Origin of the sequence: Novosphingobium sp. B-7, from assembly GCF_000410615.1 — a bacterium.
GTDB classification, from domain to species: Bacteria; Pseudomonadota; Alphaproteobacteria; order Sphingomonadales; family Sphingomonadaceae; genus Novosphingobium; species Novosphingobium capsulatum.
Genome location: NZ_KE148364.1, coordinates 55,955 through 71,789, shown reverse-complemented (window position 1 = coordinate 71,789; position 15,835 = coordinate 55,955). Strand labels below are relative to the sequence as shown.

15 protein-coding genes and 2 pseudogenes are annotated in these 15,835 nt (G+C 58.1%); 7 read left to right on the top strand and 10 right to left on the bottom strand.

Annotated features, from left to right (window positions below; translation table 11 throughout):
* Positions 1-20: 20 nt before the first annotated feature.
* Together H926_RS0114750 and H926_RS0114745 are read left to right on the top strand one after the other, a co-directional pair.
* Positions 21-797 carry an SDR family oxidoreductase gene (locus H926_RS0114750; RefSeq protein ID WP_028658045.1) on the top strand — a complete coding sequence of 259 codons (777 nt, stop codon included), beginning with the start codon at positions 21-23 and terminating at the stop codon, positions 795-797.
* A gap of 207 nt (positions 798-1,004) precedes the next feature.
* The gene (locus H926_RS0114745; protein WP_022677001.1) at positions 1,005-2,453 is read left to right on the top strand and encodes a benzaldehyde dehydrogenase; all 1,449 of its coding nucleotides are present in this window, start codon (positions 1,005-1,007) and stop codon (positions 2,451-2,453) included.
* A gap of 109 nt (positions 2,454-2,562) precedes the next feature.
* Here H926_RS0114745 and H926_RS34280 read toward each other — a convergent pair whose 3' ends face one another.
* The 4 genes and pseudogenes from H926_RS34280 to H926_RS31840 form a co-directional block, all read right to left on the bottom strand.
* Positions 2,563-3,084, bottom strand: coding sequence for an IS4 family transposase (locus H926_RS34280; RefSeq protein ID WP_202804731.1), 522 nt, complete (start codon positions 3,082-3,084; stop codon positions 2,563-2,565).
* 6 nt (positions 3,085-3,090) lie between these two features.
* Positions 3,091-4,020, bottom strand: a pseudogene (locus H926_RS31845) (IS4 family transposase); the annotation flags it as partial.
* A gap of 542 nt (positions 4,021-4,562) precedes the next feature.
* Positions 4,563-5,009 (bottom strand): nuclear transport factor 2 family protein, encoded by a 447-nt coding sequence (locus H926_RS0114730; RefSeq protein ID WP_148291757.1) that lies wholly within the window; start codon positions 5,007-5,009, stop codon positions 4,563-4,565.
* 25 nt (positions 5,010-5,034) lie between these two features.
* The gene (locus H926_RS31840; protein ID WP_082209180.1) at positions 5,035-6,342 is read right to left on the bottom strand and encodes a cytochrome P450; all 1,308 of its coding nucleotides are present in this window, start codon (positions 6,340-6,342) and stop codon (positions 5,035-5,037) included.
* Between the two features lie 304 nt (positions 6,343-6,646).
* Here H926_RS31840 and H926_RS0114720 point away from each other — a divergent pair, with 304 nt between their 5' ends.
* From H926_RS0114720 to H926_RS35585, 4 genes and pseudogenes are all read left to right on the top strand, one after another.
* Positions 6,647-8,905, top strand: coding sequence for a TonB-dependent receptor (locus H926_RS0114720; RefSeq protein WP_158441993.1), 2,259 nt, complete (start codon positions 6,647-6,649; stop codon positions 8,903-8,905).
* Between the two features lie 136 nt (positions 8,906-9,041).
* On the top strand, positions 9,042-9,221 hold the full coding sequence (gene tnpB, locus H926_RS31835) for a transposase (RefSeq protein ID WP_256380250.1): 180 nt from the start codon (positions 9,042-9,044) through the stop codon (positions 9,219-9,221).
* A 133-nt stretch (positions 9,222-9,354) separates the two neighbouring features.
* Positions 9,355-9,835: pseudogene (locus H926_RS34770) on the top strand (IS66 family transposase zinc-finger binding domain-containing protein); the annotation flags it as partial.
* Between the two features lie 19 nt (positions 9,836-9,854).
* On the top strand, positions 9,855-10,040 hold the full coding sequence (locus H926_RS35585; RefSeq protein WP_028658042.1) for a hypothetical protein: 186 nt from the start codon (positions 9,855-9,857) through the stop codon (positions 10,038-10,040).
* Positions 10,041-10,281: 241 nt separating this feature from the next.
* Here the strand turns inward: H926_RS35585 and H926_RS0114705 are convergent, their stop codons facing one another.
* The 5 genes from H926_RS0114705 to H926_RS27760 form a co-directional block, all read right to left on the bottom strand.
* Positions 10,282-11,778, bottom strand: coding sequence for a N,N-dimethylformamidase beta subunit family domain-containing protein (locus H926_RS0114705; protein ID WP_022676996.1), 1,497 nt, complete (start codon positions 11,776-11,778; stop codon positions 10,282-10,284).
* 87 nt (positions 11,779-11,865) lie between these two features.
* Positions 11,866-13,047, bottom strand: coding sequence for an MFS transporter (locus H926_RS0114700; protein ID WP_022676995.1), 1,182 nt, complete (start codon positions 13,045-13,047; stop codon positions 11,866-11,868).
* 19 nt (positions 13,048-13,066) lie between these two features.
* Positions 13,067-13,516 carry a VOC family protein gene (locus tag H926_RS27765; RefSeq protein ID WP_051146379.1) on the bottom strand — a complete coding sequence of 150 codons (450 nt, stop codon included), beginning with the start codon at positions 13,514-13,516 and terminating at the stop codon, positions 13,067-13,069.
* Complete coding sequence (locus H926_RS35580) at positions 13,516-13,596, bottom strand: hypothetical protein (protein ID WP_371256264.1); 81 nt, start codon at positions 13,594-13,596, stop codon at positions 13,516-13,518. The genes H926_RS27765 and H926_RS35580 overlap by 1 nt, the downstream gene beginning before the upstream one ends.
* A 1-nt stretch (position 13,597) precedes the next feature.
* Positions 13,598-14,820, bottom strand: a protein-coding gene (locus H926_RS27760; RefSeq protein WP_237741053.1) for an IS3 family transposase whose coding sequence is annotated in 2 segments (ribosomal slippage) — positions 13,598-14,568 and positions 14,568-14,820 — 1,224 coding nt in all. Because the reading frame shifts where the segments join, the coding sequence is not laid out codon by codon here.
* On the opposite strand from H926_RS27760, the gene H926_RS35575 reads away from it, so the two are divergent.
* The gene (locus H926_RS35575) at positions 14,767-15,282 is read left to right on the top strand and encodes an alpha/beta hydrolase domain-containing protein (RefSeq protein WP_371256263.1); all 516 of its coding nucleotides are present in this window, start codon (positions 14,767-14,769) and stop codon (positions 15,280-15,282) included. The genes H926_RS27760 and H926_RS35575 overlap by 54 nt on opposite strands.
* Positions 15,283-15,624: 342 nt before the next feature.
* Here H926_RS35575 and H926_RS0114675 read toward each other — a convergent pair whose 3' ends face one another.
* Positions 15,625-15,834, bottom strand: a complete 210-nt coding sequence (locus H926_RS0114675; RefSeq protein WP_022676992.1) for a formate dehydrogenase subunit delta — start codon at positions 15,832-15,834, stop codon at positions 15,625-15,627.
* Position 15,835 lies beyond the last annotated feature (1 nt).

Below are 15,835 nucleotides of genomic sequence, written 5' to 3'. Positions count from 1 at the left end.
CCAATCTTTGCAACAGAGCCCTGGCGATCAAGAACTCGTGGGTGCTGGTCACAGGGGCTTCGACCGGTTTGGGCAGAGCGTCCGCCCTCCGCTTGGCGGCATCGTACCAGGCCAAGCCCCTGATTGTTGGACGAAGGCTCGACAACTTGCGGGAGCTACAGACCGAAATTGACGAGCGGTTCAATGTGCCGTGCGAGATTATAGTGGCTGATCAACGTGAAATCGAGGGCAGGGAGAAAATCGCGGCTAAGGTTGCAGAATTGCAAGTAACAGCCGCTTTGTTGGTTGCCGGAATGACGAGCGTTGGTTCATTTGATGCAGGCCGTGCCGACACTTATGCCGAGGTAATTGAAACAAACATACTCGGTTTCACGGATTTGCTGGCTCGCCTGATTGCGATTTTCAGGGAGCAGCCGTTTGAATCCTCAGTAATCGCCGTGTCGAGCCTGGCGGGCGAAACATCCGTGCCCTTCCAAGCGGTCTACGGCGCGTCGAAAGCCTATGTGAGCACCCTCATGCGAGCGCTTTCCGTGGAGCTTGCCGGGACGGGAGTGAGTGTTGGGTCTTTTGCACCCGGTGGAATCGACACAGACATGGCTGCCCTCAGCGATTTGAAGTGGGGGAGGTTGGGTTTGATGGACGTTGACCGGTGCGCGTCCCATGCAGTCCACGCTCTGGTTTATCGGCAATCCTTCGCCATACCGGGGATGGGCAACCAGCTCACATATTTGGCGAGCAGGGTTCTACCTCGATCGTTGGTCAATCGGATTGCCGCCCTCCCATATCGGCGCCCGTAGGGCGGCACCACATAAAAGGGGCAGGAAAGCCTGCGAATAGCATCTGCTGGCATCGTACCGGATTTGTTCGCCCTTAGCGTGCAGATACGTCACTTTCGTGTAGTCACCCCATGAAATAGGCGCTATTCGACATCGCAGCCGATCTGACCAAATGCGCCAGGCAAGCCTGATCGGACTTAAGATTTGCCACCTTGGAGACGGAATGCCATGAACGCAAAACTCGATATTAGTCCGATTGAAGCTTGGCTTGCAGTTGACGGGGCTGGCGGGAATGTAGAGGTGCGCTCGCCCGCCTCGGGTGAGAGCCTCGGATGGTTGCGTCAAGGCGGCGCCACCGAAATTGCCAATGCCTCGCGCAGCGCGCGCAAATCCCAGGAGAGCTGGTTTGCCATGCCCTATGAGCAGCGCGCGGCAATCCTCTATAAGGCAGCGCAGCTCGTTGAAGAGAACTCGAAACTCTACGTGGAATGGCTAGTCCGTGAAACGGGCTCGGTTCACGCAAAGGCTGCGTTCGAAGTAGCCATTGTCGCAAAGGTGATCCGCGAGGCTGCGGCCATGCCTTCACAGCCTCACGGTCTTGTCCTGCCTACTCAGCCCGGACAGCTCAGCTTCTGCCGTCGCATGCCGCTCGGTGTCGTTGGAGTGATCTCACCCTTCAATTTCCCGTTGTACCTTGCGCTTCGCGCAGTCGCCCCCGCCCTTGCGGTCGGAAATGCCGTGGTGCTAAAACCTGATCCACGGACGACGATCAGCAGCGGCTTGCTGGTAGCTCGCCTTTTCGCTGCTGCGGGTCTGCCGGACGGGGTGCTCCACGTTGTGCCCGGCGCCATCGAGGCTGGCGAGGCAATGTGCTCCGACCCGAACATCGCCATGATCCAGTTCACCGGGTCCACTGCGGCAGGCCGCAAGATCGGCGCACTTGCCGGTGGACATCTAAAGAAGTTGTCTTTGGAGCTCGGCGGAAAGAATTCATTGATCGTCCTGGAGGATGCTGATCTCGACATCGCTGCTTCGAATGCCGCCTGGGGCGCTTTCCTTCATCAGGGACAAATCTGTATGGCAAGCGGCCGCATCCTGGTCCACTCCGCGATCCATGATGCTTTCGCCGAAAAACTAGCGGCACGGGCGCGCAATCTCCCGGTCGGCGACCCTGCCAGGGGTCAGGTCGCGATAGGCCCGATGATCAACAGCCATCAACTTGGCCGGGTGCAAGACATCGTTGAACGAAGTGTCAGTGCGGGAGCGAGGCTGATTGCCGGCGGCGAGGCGAACGAGTTCTTTCATCATCCCACCGTACTCGCGGATGTGCGCCGCGAGATGCCGGCCTACACCGAAGAAGTCTTCGGTCCGGTAGCTGCGCTCACAAGCTTCGACAGCGACGATGAAGCGGTCGAGTTCGCCAACGACACGGCCTACGGCTTGTCCGCTGGGATTATCTCAAACTCGGTAGGACGCGCCATGGCCTTGGGCGAACGGCTTCGCGTTGGCCTCCTCCATATCAACGGTCAGACGGTCGCTGACGAGGTCGTCAATCCCTTCGGCGGTCGCGGACAATCTGGCAACGGAACCAGCATAGGCGGCCCGGCCAATTGGGACGAATTTTCACAGTGGCAATGGGTCACGATACGCGACAAGGCCCAATCTTTTCCGTTCTGACAAGGCTTGCGGAGCAACCCTTCAGCGGATTGCTATCGACTCAGACGGGCAGGGAAGTTCATGGAAATGGGCTACCCTGCCCTCCCAATTCGTTCACGGCGGAACTCGTCTACTGAATGCCGAGGCCGTGCGCACCTGCGTTGATCGTCTGGCCGGCGATGGCAAGCACACGGTTTCGACCGAGATGGCCGCAGTGTACCCATCCGGCCGTTCTTTCAATTGCCACAACTTTTCCGGCAGCGAGTTTTGCGCCGAGCTGGATGTCCATCAGGCGTGACCAGCCGCGCCACATGATCATGTTGCCTGGTGGCGGGTCGTGACTTCGCGCGAGGTATCCGCCGAGGCGGGCGATTTCGCGGAGATAGTCATATAGCCTTGGATTTTGCGCGTGGTTGCGGCCAGCGCGCGCGGCGATTTGATCGCTCACGCCGATTTCGGCAGAGGTCAACGCGCATTCGGAATTTTCATTGGGGAGCGCCCGGTTGAGCATTGTCAACCAGAAGATGCGCCAACTGAGTATGCAGCAAATGGCGATGAGGTTGACCAGGCGCTCGGCGGCACGCAGCTTGAGCTTTTCGGCATTGCAGCCGGATTTGAGGATTTTGAAGAACAGCTCGATCTTCCAGAGCATCGCATACTAGGCCATCTTCTCAATGGCTTGGTTGGCAGTTTCGACCGGCGGGTCGGTCAGCAACTTCCAATCAATGGGCTTGCGCCCTTCGGGCGGATCGACTTCAGTCGCATTTATGACGGTCAGGCGGAGCGGGGGATAGCGCCGCGCCTTTCCAATCGGCGGTAGCAGATTGACGCGCTTGTATTTCAGCGCGAGCTTTGCCGAGCTGCCATTCGCGATTTCAAACTCATGATGGCCACCAGCGACCGCGACTTCGGCCATTTCGGTCGAAACCGTGTGCTTGCCGTCTCCAACCAGTCGATTGACACAGGTGCGCACGACAAAATGGTTGCCCAACTCCTGCGTGGCACAGAAGAATTCGTATATGTCATTTTCGCGATCACCAAAATGGACGAGACTATCAGCGCCGTCCAACAGCGCCGTTGAACCGCGCATATTCTCGAGCCAGCGCACGCTTTCCTTGGTCTCGATCGGCACCCGGGTTTGGTTGACCTTGCGCTTGAGCGCCAGCAGCCCTTTGAACTGGGGCCGAGTCCAGGACCGCACAGCCGTCAGCCCAAGCGGCAACCCTTCGAGCGTGATTGCAAGACTGGCATGCATCAGCACACCGCACAGTTTGTGCTGGCGCCAGCGCCCCTCCTTGTCGCGCCCGCTGTTCACATGCTTGGTAAAGCCAATGCTTTCCGGGCTCTCGCGCTGATAGACGAACTCTGTTGTGTCTTGGAGGACGAGAATAAGCCCCTCACTGACTGCTACCCGACGCGCCGTCGCTTGGAAATACCCGGATAAAATCGGGTCTTCGTTGACCGACGCATTCGACAGAAATCGGTAAGCCGCCTTGGTATTCGCCCAATCTTCGCAAGGCAGGGGGATCGGTTGGCCCAGCGCACCATCGATATGGCTCATCAACTTGCGCAACCGCCGGCCAAGGCGCGCATCGCCAAATCCCGTTCAATCAATCTCCCCGTCGATACACGCGCCGTCACCGATCAAATTGCTCCCCATCGCGAACATCCCATCTGCTCGGTTCAGTGCTCGAATAGGAATCACATCGGATTCAGCCCCAGCAAACCCGATGCGCCAAAGCGAATCTCAGCCGCGACCACTTGTGGGTAATTGAAAGCCCCACCGGAAGGGTACTCAAAATGCTCGAGTGCTGCGGTGCACAGGTCGATAACGCCTGACTCCATTGGCAGATGGCCACCAAGATGGCCGAGGAATCCGATCCGGTTCTACAACATGGATAATTTCGGATGTTCTCCGCGCCACTGCGGGCGTCGCAGATTCCAGCCTATTTTGGCGTGCAGAAGCGCATTCAGTGCACGCCACGTAGCAGAGGCTGGCGCATCACATTGTGCGCAATCGCAATCTCGCACGACAGTGCTTGCTCAAATTTCTTCGAACTGATCGCAAAACTCGCCAATCCGCAAAGGCGAGACCCCGTGTCGACGCTCACACGCCGACACCAGGGGCGATCAGTCAATTCCCCAGTCGATGGCGCCGTCCGCGTTAATAGCGAAAACGTCACCACAGGAAACCCAACCTTCACTCGTCTTGAGCCACAGGAAGATCATCGGCGCGTGGATTACGCTCCCATCCTTCGCAGTGGCGATAAAATTGGCCCAGTCCCAACCCAAGCCGTTGCGGACGTACTGCTTGACCGAGACCACCTTCGCGCTGGCGAAAGCTTGAAGGAAGTTATGATAATGCTGCGTCAGAGCCTCCCGCCCTGTGACAACTTTCGCATCGGGCCCGAAAGTGACGGCGTCGGCCGTATAAAACCGCTCAACGATCGGCTCCACTTCTCCTGCAGCCAGAGCGGCCTCTTTCATATCATAAAGCTTGCGAATTTCCGTACGGAACTCCTCAAGCTCGGTTCCATCACATTGAGGCGAATTTCCGAATTTGGCATAATTTGTCATATTTGCTCTCATGTCGCACCGTGAATTAGGCAGGGAGGCGGCTCATTGTCACAGGCAGTTCCCGCAGGTGCCGTAACATGGTGTTAGGGACCCACAGGCCATCGGTCTCTGTAGCCTGAAGCTCAATGCGCGGCGAGACTAGCCCACCTACGATCACTTCGGCGAGCATTCGAGCAAGATGCCGTCCTGGGCAAAGATGGGCGCCGCCACCAAAGGTCACGTCGCGTGTAACCTTCCGCTCCAGAATGAATGCGTGTGGATCCTCAAAAACTGATGGATCGCGATTGCCGACTTCCCACATCATAAGCAGCTTTGTCCCTTCCGGGATCAGCACACCCAAGTATTCAACGTCGCTTAGCGTAAAGCGAGGTGACACTGACAATGGCGGCGCGAGACGCATTCCTTCCGATACCGCATTGCTGATAAGTGAAGAGTCCGCACGCAAGCGTTCATAGACATCCCTGTGCTTCAAAATGAAGTACATGACGTTCGACGCCAGCACGCAAGTTGTGTGGGCAGCGTCGAAAATATTCGCGGCGAGCATCAAGCCAATGTTTTCTGGTACCATGCCAGTGCGATCCAGATCTGGCTTATGGTCAAGGAGTGCCAGTTCCGCCGCCATCGTCTTGATCAAATTTTCGCCTTCCGCAGCCATTTTTCGATCAGCGGCCATACACATAACTTCAATCAGACGACCGGCGCCTCGGTCCGCACTTGCGAACTGGTCGAGCGTCGGCTCGAGCAGGAACAACTGCGACATGTCATCGACAGCTTCGCCGAGACGATCCGCTTCATCAGCAGTCAAATCAAGCAAATGTCGACAAATCTCTGTCGACAATTTGCTGGCTACAACGCGAGATAGATCAAAGATTTCACCTTCTGGACAGCCTTTTACTATATTCTCCATGATCTTTTCAGCTTCTGGCCGCAATCTCGCGATTACCCTTGGTACGAATTGCCGAGCAATAATCATCCGTTCCGGTCGATGAAGTGGCGGATTGGCGGTAAATATCTGGTTCGACACCCAACGCGCCAACGAAGCACCAGGCGCTTCACCCTCAGGACAATTCGCCGCTTCCGGGTGCTGCAAGGTCCAGCGAATTAACTCGTTTGCCGGCGTATTCCCGACTTCCGGATTTTCGGAGAGGGCCTTTAGATGCTCGTACCGGAAGACCCCAACGCTACCATCTTCCATTTTGATCAGGCCTAGACGCTCATTCCCGAAGGCCAGCGCGCACACCTCTTCAAAACTGAAAACATTGCCTATCAGATCAAGGCCGCCCGCATCCGGCAGAACGGCCATCGAGACGGGTCCATCGGTAGTCTCCTGCATAGAGCGATCCTTAAATTCCTCGATTGAAGTTCTCGAGTCGTGCAGCGCAGCCCTCAACGGGCACCAAATCCATACGGTGAACTTATTAGGACCATATTCGGCTTATAAAGTTCGTCAAGTGGATTTGCGACACAGCCAGGCCGCGACTCCCTCCCCCGCGATCAGCGGCCCCTGCAGGCCGACGCATGATGACTTGACTTTGGAAATATCTGCCCTAAAGTCGATTAAAGTCGATAAACGCGGGCAACGCGATGCCCGGTGGCACCGCGTGAGGGGCCACTGATGCTGTATGAGGGGTGGTGTAATGCGCGGTGTTAATTTCCCAATCCAGTTTCTTTGCGCGTGCAGCGCGCTGGCACTTTCACCCCAGGCTGGCTGGGCGCAGAGCGCGACCGAAGGCGTGGCCGACGAACAGGGCGGCGAAATCTTAGTTACCGCCAATCGCCGGTCTGAAAGCTCTCAGAAAGTTGCCGCCTCGATTGCCGCTGTTAGCGGTGATGCTCTGGCCAGCATGAAGATAGACAACCCCGGCATGCTTTCCTCGGTGGTGCCGGGCCTAAACGTCAATCTGCCCAACGGCGCAGGTTCACCGCCCATTTTTACGCTTCGCGGCATTTCGGCTAATGACTTCAGCTTCTCGCAGAGTCGTCCGATCGCCCTGTATGAGGACGATGCTATCCGCGCCAGCCCGGTGTTCGAAGCAATACCCTTCTTCGATGTCCAGCGCGTGGAGACGTTGAAAGGTCCGCAGGGCGCACTCTACGGCAAAAACGCCACGGGTGGCGCGATCAACATCGTTTCAAAGGCGCCCGGCTTTGATACGGAAGGCTACCTCACCGCAGGCTACGGCAATTACAACGAACGCTCTGCACAGGGCGCTGTCCAGACCGCGCTGGTGAACGACGTCTTGGCGACTCGCTTCGCGTTTACGTATCAGAAGAATGACGGTTATGTCCGAAACGTCTTTCCGGGTTCGAACAATTCCGACCAAGCGGATGTGTTCGGCGCTCGGTTGTCCTTCCTGCTGAAGCCGAGCAGCCTATTCGATGCCACTGTGCGGCTGAGCTACAACCGCTCGGCCGGCGGGAACGCAGGGTACTATGCAGATGTACCGGATCCCTCGCTCACGGCGGGTGTTTCTCGCGCGGGGCTCTCGTTCTGGGAGAACAACAACAATCGCGTTGCCAGCAAGCTGCTCGAAAACTACGGCGCGAACCTCCAGTTGAACGTCAAACTTGACCACGCCACGATCACGTCGATTACCGCGGTGGATCGGGGCGAGTGGCTGTCAACGACGGACGACGATGGACTGCCGATTAGCGTCGCTGAAGTGCAGTCCAACGCGCGCAACGGCAAGTCTTTTTCGCAGGAACTGCGAGTTGTCACAGCGTTCGATGGCCCATTCAACGTGACGGCCGGCGGCAGCTACGGCAGCGACTCCATGAAACTGGATCAGAACTACATGCTTCTGAACAGCGCGCTTCTCGGAGCTGTCGATCCTTTCGGCTTCGGCACTGGCGGCTATGGCGCTAATTACGGCAGTGTGTTTACACAAAGGCGCAACGGGTGGGCGATCTTCGGGCGCGGAGAATTCAAGATCACCCCGTCGCTGACGGCGACAGGTGGCATTCGCTACAGCGATGATCGCGTTGCGATCGAGAACTTCAATTCATTCATTTCCTCCAACCCTGGCACGGGTGTGCCGAATCTTGACACACCCACGATCGTGAATGAGAACCGGAAAGCTCGCTATCACAATACCAGCTTTGAAGCGGGCCTTCAGTGGGCCGTGGCGAATGACGTCATGACCTACGCCAGCTTCAAGCAGGGCTATCGCACCGGCGCTTTCAATGCTCAGGCGTTCTTTAGCCCGGATGAAATCAATGCCGTGCAGCCGGAGACGGTGAACAGCTACGAGGTGGGTCTGAAATCCCAATTGTTTGGACGCCGCCTCACGTTCAACCTCGCAGGCTTCTTCGTCGATTACCGGCATCAACAGGTCCTGAATGTAAATCCCTCGACGGGGCTGAGCACGCTGGCGAACGTAAATGCGCGCATTTACGGCTTGGAAGGCGAGGTTCGCCTGAAGGTCGTCGATGGGATAACAGTCAATACTGCCTTCAGCTGGGTCGATCCACGCTATCGGAAGGGAGCAGAACTAAACGGGGTGCTTGACGCCAACGGCACAACGATTCCGGGCACGGGCATTGCGATCGGCGGAAATCAGATGGCCGGGGCGGCTCGCTTCAATGCCCAAGCTGGCGTGGACGTCGATCTCGCCAAGACTGGCTACGGAACCGTCCGCCTGCAGCTTGACGGCGCCTTTGCCTCGCGCATCTATTTCGATGCATACCAGAACAATCTGGTCAGCACCGGCCCGCGGTGGGTGCAGAACGCCCGACTGAGCCTCGAAAGCGACCACTTCACCTTGGCCGCCTATGCGCGGAACATCTTCAAGGAAAAGTATTTCGTTAACGGCATTGACCTGCGCGGCCTTGGTTTCATCCAGTTTGTGCGTGGTGCGCCGCAGACCTATGGAGCAGAGATCACTTACCGGTTCTGAAAATTTGACGATTGAACTACGTGGAGAATTTACCGCGCTGCAGGTAAGGCGCGGTAAATTCTCAATATTGGAATTATCACAGAGTAGGAACTGGTGCTCGCCGTCAGAGCACTTGGCGCAGGTCGGGGCGTAGCTCATCTGGCACGACGGGATTGGCATGTCGCTCTACGCCAAGCGGCTCGAGAAGGGTAGGTTTGTCTGGCCGTCGGCGAAGGACGGAATGGTGTCGCTGACAGCCTCGCAATTGGCCTGCCTGCTCGACGGGATCGACTGGTGTAACCCCCAGTGTTCTTGGCGTCCGCAGATCGGCGGATAGGGTGTTCGTTTTCTTCTGTGCCATCGCATTTTGCGCTTCATTCGGGCGCATTTCTGTGATTCCATCGCGGTCATGGGAGTCGCCCATTTCTGACGATATCGAAGCGCTCAAAACGCTGCTGGAGAGCGCGACCATGCGGGCCGATGAGGCCGAAGCGAACCTGGCCAACGCCTATGCTCGGGAGAGCGCAATCGAGGCGGTGATCGTGCACCTCAAGTTGCAGATCGCTAATGAGCAGTACGGCGCCAGCGCCGAGCGTACCCGCCGGCTGCTCGACCAGCTGGAACTGAAGCTCGAGGAGCTCGAAGCCGACGCAACCGAGGACGATCTCGCTGCCGAAGTTGCGGCCGAGAAGACAGCGACAGTCCCCGCCTTCGCCCGCAAGCGGTCGGCCAGGAAGTCGTTTCCCGGGCACCTGCCGCGTGAGCCGGTCATCCGTGTCTTGCCCGGCCTGTGGCGGCAGCCGGCTGTCCAAGCTGGGCGAGGACGTCACTGAGACGCTGAAGGTGATCCCGCGCGCCTGGAAGGAAATCCAGACCTTGCGCGAGAAGTATTCCTGCCGGGATTGTGAGACGATCGCGCAGCCGCCGGCCCCGTTCCACGTCGTGCCGCGGTCCGGGCGTAATTGCTTCTGTGGTTGCCGCCCACGCGAGGCGCAAGTTCTTCGAGCTGGCCGACGTTGCCAGTGCGGCCCGCAAGAAGTGCCGTGGCGAACATGTAGGTGCGCTCGAGGCCGTGCAGTGGATCGATGCCCTGTTCGATGTCGAGCACGCCATCAATGGCAATGATGCCACCCTTCGCTCGCGCAGCATCCCATAATTCATTGCCGCGATAGGTGCTGTCGGCGAGCACCTCACCCACGCGCGCACAGGTTTCATTATAAGGCTCTACGCGATGCCTTCCTTTTGGCACAGCTCGCCAATTCTGTCCTCGCCGCGCAAGCCTTCGAGCACGATGCGGATCTTTGTCTTCGGCCAAAAAGAGGCGCCGGGGCCTGACGCCTGATGTCTTTCTCCACCTGCTCTGCAGAGTCCTTCGACGCCCTTCTTCGATTGGGACGTCAGGCTCTTTCGGCTGATAACCGGTTGATCACATTGCGAGTGATCTGAGCGACGGCCGGCTCAACCAGTGCGAAGGCCCATTCCGTTGTTCCGCTGTTGAAAACAATACCCCCGCCCGGGCTTGTATAGCTGCCCAAGACAGCGTGCCCGTGCGCATACTTAGCCAAGGTCTCCGCATCACGTCGTCCTTCGACCTGCTCGCTCACCAGTTCGAGATCAGTCAGCTCGCCTTCCGGGTACAGCCCGGGAAAGGCGTTTTCGCGAGTGAACAATGCAACTGGCGCGATCGCGATAATCTCGAAGTTCGTCGGTGTCCCGTCTTCACCAGTCGGCACCGGCAAACCGTTCTTCATCTGGAAGGCACAACCATCGCATTCGTAAGCGATGATGTAGGACTTTGCGCCAAGTTGATCGCCATACGAAAGACCTGTGCCTTCAAGCGCCCAGTGATCGGATCTGTAGACTGTGTATCCCCCGGATGAGAGAGGGCTGACAAAACCGACCCTGGCATAACCACCTCGTGTGAAGCTCAGACCGGTCATGGTGTTTTCCGGGCGTCTGGTCATGCGGTTCGACCAGATCCCTGTGTTGTAACGTTCATCGGCCGTCCCCACGACCGGATCGTCTTCAACCCGGCCTTTGTAAGCGACCATCTGTTGCCCGTCCTGCTCAAGACGAACCTGCCAGTAGGAGGTGTTGCCCGAAAGGAACGCAACGTTGCCGCCGTTGGCGATAAATGACTCGACGGCGTCGCGCATTCCCCACGACCAATATTCGTCGTGTCCGACCGACATCATCAGCCGGTAGGATGAAAGCAGGTCAGGAAAACGCTCAAGATCTTCGCTTGCAGCGTAATCTACCTCAATCTTTTCGCTTTCGATCCATCTTGCAAAAGCGCGATTCCATTGCGACCAGCTCGCTGCCCCCGTCCACAGCGCCACATCATTCGCCGCTGACCATTCAGCATATTGTACATAGACACCGGGTTCGCCAGCATCGCCGAGACGCGCGTGATCGTCGGGCAACGTAATGAAGCCTTTGGGCAAAGGGCGCAGAAACGAAACGTGCGCGGCGCCTCCGGAATAGCTCCCGCTATCGTCGGTATACGTGCTCTGACCACCGTAGTAGTTGTAGGCATTCCACGTGTTGGTCTCGATTACCCATAGGATCGCGGCAGTGGGTTCAGCCGGACGCAGAATGAAGCAGGCTTCGGAGGAGCTTCCATCACTTCCTTGGAGTGATATCTTGTAAAATCCGCTCTTCCAGTCCGCGCCAGGGCTGATTGACACGGTTTCGGGCCATCCGCAGCCATTCGCGACCACATCATCCGGAACAGTATGCTTCGTCCCCCGGATCCCGCGTTGGACGTGATGGGTGACTTCCTCCAGGCCTGAACGAATTACCACGACATCGAACGTCTCGGCATCGGTGGATACATGAAGACCTATCGCTTCGTCGGATCGATAGGAGCGACGATAGCAGTAACCTTCGATCATCAAACTGCTCCAGATACTAAAGGGTTGATTGCGGGACCATCAATGGCTTTTATTGGTCACTGCCCCCGGTTCCAAACCGCCCCGGCGTCAAGGGATGACAACTTCGGCCACGTCCGGATCGCTGGCCGACATCCTGCCGCGAGCCGTGAGAAATATGATGGTATAAAGAACTAGCGACCCGACGAAGCCGACCAAAGCGATCTGGAATGCGCCACTAACGCTGTCACCGACAAAGAAGGAAGCGATCAGAGGGCCAGCACTCAGGCCGAAGAAGTTCAACGGCAACATAAGGGGTGCGGTGGCGCGCGATGCATCCACGGAAATGATCAGATCCACGCCAAACGGCATGCAGCCCTGCCAAAGGAAACCGAAGAGGGCGATGCCAGTAGAGAACAGAACCATGTCCGTCGAATTGAGCAGCAGCGCCGCGACTGCGATCTGGCCGATCGCGCCACCAAGGAGCGGAACCGCAAACGGAATGCGCCAGCCGACGGTCGAAACCACGAGGGTGCTGAGAAGTTGGAACAGCAGGCTGATCGTGACGGCAAGGCCGATCTGCTCGGGCGACAATCCAATCGCTGCTCCCATGGGTTCGACGTAAGCCCAACAGGCTCCAACCGCAGCGGCCGTGACCAGGCTGGCGGCCAAGGCGACGACAACGAGTGGAGTCCATACGATCTTTCCCGTTGTCTCTTCCACGGGCGGAGCAAATCGATCGCGGACCGCAAGCGCCAGAATGCCTGACAGCGCACCGACGAGCGCCAATATTACGAAGCCTGACCCGATACCAAATCGCGGGGCGATGAAAGCGGGCAAGGCATAGGCTGCGGCAAGCTGGGGCACTGCGCCCATCGAGAGAAATATCGCATTCATGCGACCCGGCGAATTGCTGTAGGTGATGCACAGGACACTGACCGCGATCAGTAGTCCGTTAGCCAGGCCCGTCAGACATCTCAGCACCATAACACCGGCTACCGCGCCTGCCTGCCATGTCCCAAGATTGGCCAGAGCGGTGACGATAGCCGCAGCGAAGACGATCTGCTTGGCTCTGCCATGCCGGAGCAAAGGGGTGCCGACCAACACCCCGATGCCCATCGCGACCACCTCGACCGTGGCTGTCCAACCCAACTGAATGGCATCAATGACTCCGGAGTTGAGCAGCGCCCCGAGGATCAACGGCTGGATTCCGAGGATCAGGACGGCACCCGATCCAATGATCAGACACAGGATTTTCGTATTGAGGGATTGAAAGTCTGTAGTACTGATCATTTGAGGTGGTTTCCAATCGCTATTTTTTGGAGAAGTCCATCAGTTCGATGACGAGTCCATCAAACCCGTACGTATAAATGACGTCGAAGCCTCCCTCCACTTCGACATGCTGGATCGGACCGACTGTTTCGAACCCCGCTTCGGCCATACGCTGAGCAAGTTCCTCGATCCCCTCCACATTCAGCGACAGATGAAGGTGGCCAGGGTCGCAAGGCCGCGATGGTGTTACCATCCGATCTTCGGGCTTGCGATATTCTAACAATTCCAATGTGTGGTTCGAGAAGTTTACGTAAGCGATGTTGATCACCGCGTCTTTCACCCCGGTTATCCGCTCAAAGACAGGATCATCGTAGAGTACAGGCTGCACCACTTCGCCGCCAAGTACACCGCCGAAAAAGGAAATCGCTCGGTCCATGTCCGACACGGTAACACCCGTATGGGCGAGACCGACAACATTTCCTCCAACCATTATTTTATCTCCACATCAACGATACAGACGGGGTCGCCGACCTGGGCGTCCTGTCCTGCGGGTACGATGATCTCGAGCATTTTACCCGGTGCGGTCGCCTGTACTTCCTGGGTGACCTTCTCGGTTTTGACGTGCTCCCCTGATTGTTACCAGCCAGAGGTAGAGTCCGGCTCCTTCATGATGGTTGGTTGATGGGATGGCAATGGTCCTGGGGGCATGCCCCCAGGACCATTGGCCGGCGATCTCGGCGGGGGTTTGCCCGCCCAGTTTCGAGTGCGGCCTGACGTGATTATAATCGTGCCGCCAAGCCATGAGCACGAAGCGGGCATGCGCCAGCGACGTGAACAGGGTCTCGTTGAGGCATTCGTCGCGCAGGCGACCATTGAAGCTCTCGACGAAGCCGTTCTGCATCGGCTTCCCCGGCGCGATATAATGCCATTCGACCTGACGCTCCTGCGACCAGCGCAGGATCGCCGACGAGGTCAGTTCGGTGCCGTTGTCGCTGACGACCATGTGAGGCTTCCCCCGCAGGCCGATCAGCGTCGTCAGTTCCCGGGCAACGCGGATGCCCGACAGCGACGTATCGGCCACCAGCGCCAGACACTCCCGCGTAAAGTCATCGACGATGCACAGGATGCGGAACCGCCGACCGCACACCAGACTGTCCGATACGAAGTCGAGCGACCAGCGCTGGTTCGGACCCTGCGGCAGTGCCATTGGCGCCCGCGTGCCCAAGGCCCGCTTGCGGCCACCACGGCGGCGGACCCGCAGTCCCTCTTCGCGATAGATGCGCAGCAGCTTCTTGTGGTTCGGGCGCATGCCCTCCCGCGCCAGAAGATACCCCAGGCGGCGATAGCCGAACCGGCGGCGCTCGGCCGCCAGTTCGCGCAGGCGTTGCCGCAGAGCACCGTCATCCGGCCTCGTCGGCTCATATCTGATCACCCGGCGGCTCACGCCGACAAGGCTGCACGCCCGACGCTCGCTCAGCCCGTGATGGTCACGAGCATATGCGACGGCCTCCCGCTTGGCGCCGGGCGTCACCATTTTTTTGATGTCAGATCCTTCAGCACCGCATTGTCGAGCATCGCCTCGGCCAGAAGCTTCTTCAGCTTCGCATTCTCGTCCTCGAGCGCCCGAAGCCGCCGCGCTTCCGACACGTCCAGACCCCCGAACTTGGCCTTATACTTGTAGAATGTCGCCGAGCTGATCCCGTGCCGGCGGCATACATCCGCCGTCGGCATCCCCGCCTCATGCTCCTTCAATATCGCGATGATCTGCTCTTCGCTGAACCTGCTTCGCTTCATTCTGTCCGACTCCTTCGCGTCGGACTCTACTCAAAATCGGTCACATTTCAGGGGAGCACGTCACTAGCCACTACCGACGCCGCGATCCACCATATTCACAAATGGGTCAACGGCGGCCCTCCCCCGCCATCACAACCGCCCATCAACGTTGCTGGCGCAGAGCCGGCCATTGTTCGTGACGCCAATGGCAATGCAACGGGAGGTATTCGCCTCCCCGAATTGGAGTCACCTATCGCAACTCACGATGCGGAGCCTATCGCAGCCGATCAAGGCCTTAATCTGTGGGGGAAAACCACGCCGTTTCCGTCAGAAAAGTTGAACAGCATCTATCCTGATCACGCTACCTACGTCGACAGGGTTCTTCGAGCAGCAGATAACGCGCTGAAAGCCGGTGTGATTTTGCCATATCGCGTAAATGAATATCGCATGATAGCAGAAGCGGCTGACGTGCTTCCGGGCTGAGTAATTGGACATTTGACCTTTTAGATTCAATGAGGCTCGGATGGCTCACGCGACAATGGCCGCTAACGGCAAGAAGCGCGGCTCGATATCACCCCGGTGCAGTTCGCGGCCATGGACGTGCTATTCGCTAAGCCCGGCATCGATCAAGCGAGCGTAGCCGCTTTCTGTCCCTCGCGGAAAAGGCAATCAGAAAAGTCGTAGATCTCTGACCGGGCACTGTCTTTACGCGTCATTCGCATGACGGCGGTGGGAATTGCGCGAGGACAGAAAATCAGAAACACTTGGTCCAGTCAATCACTCCGACCAAACTCGACCCAGCGCCCTCGGCTCCTCAATTGACCTTCACCGGTCCGGCTGCGCCAACATAACAACCGCAGCGGCCGCGATCGGGCTAAGCGCCAAGGGATCGTCCGCAAGGATCGCGGCCTTCATCCGCGGGTCCCAGTAATCGCGGATGTGCTGGAACGTCCCCTCGATCGCCAACGCCTCGCCATGCGGCACGAGGTTGCGGGCAATCTGGTCGGCCATGTAGCGAAGACGGGTGATTTCCATG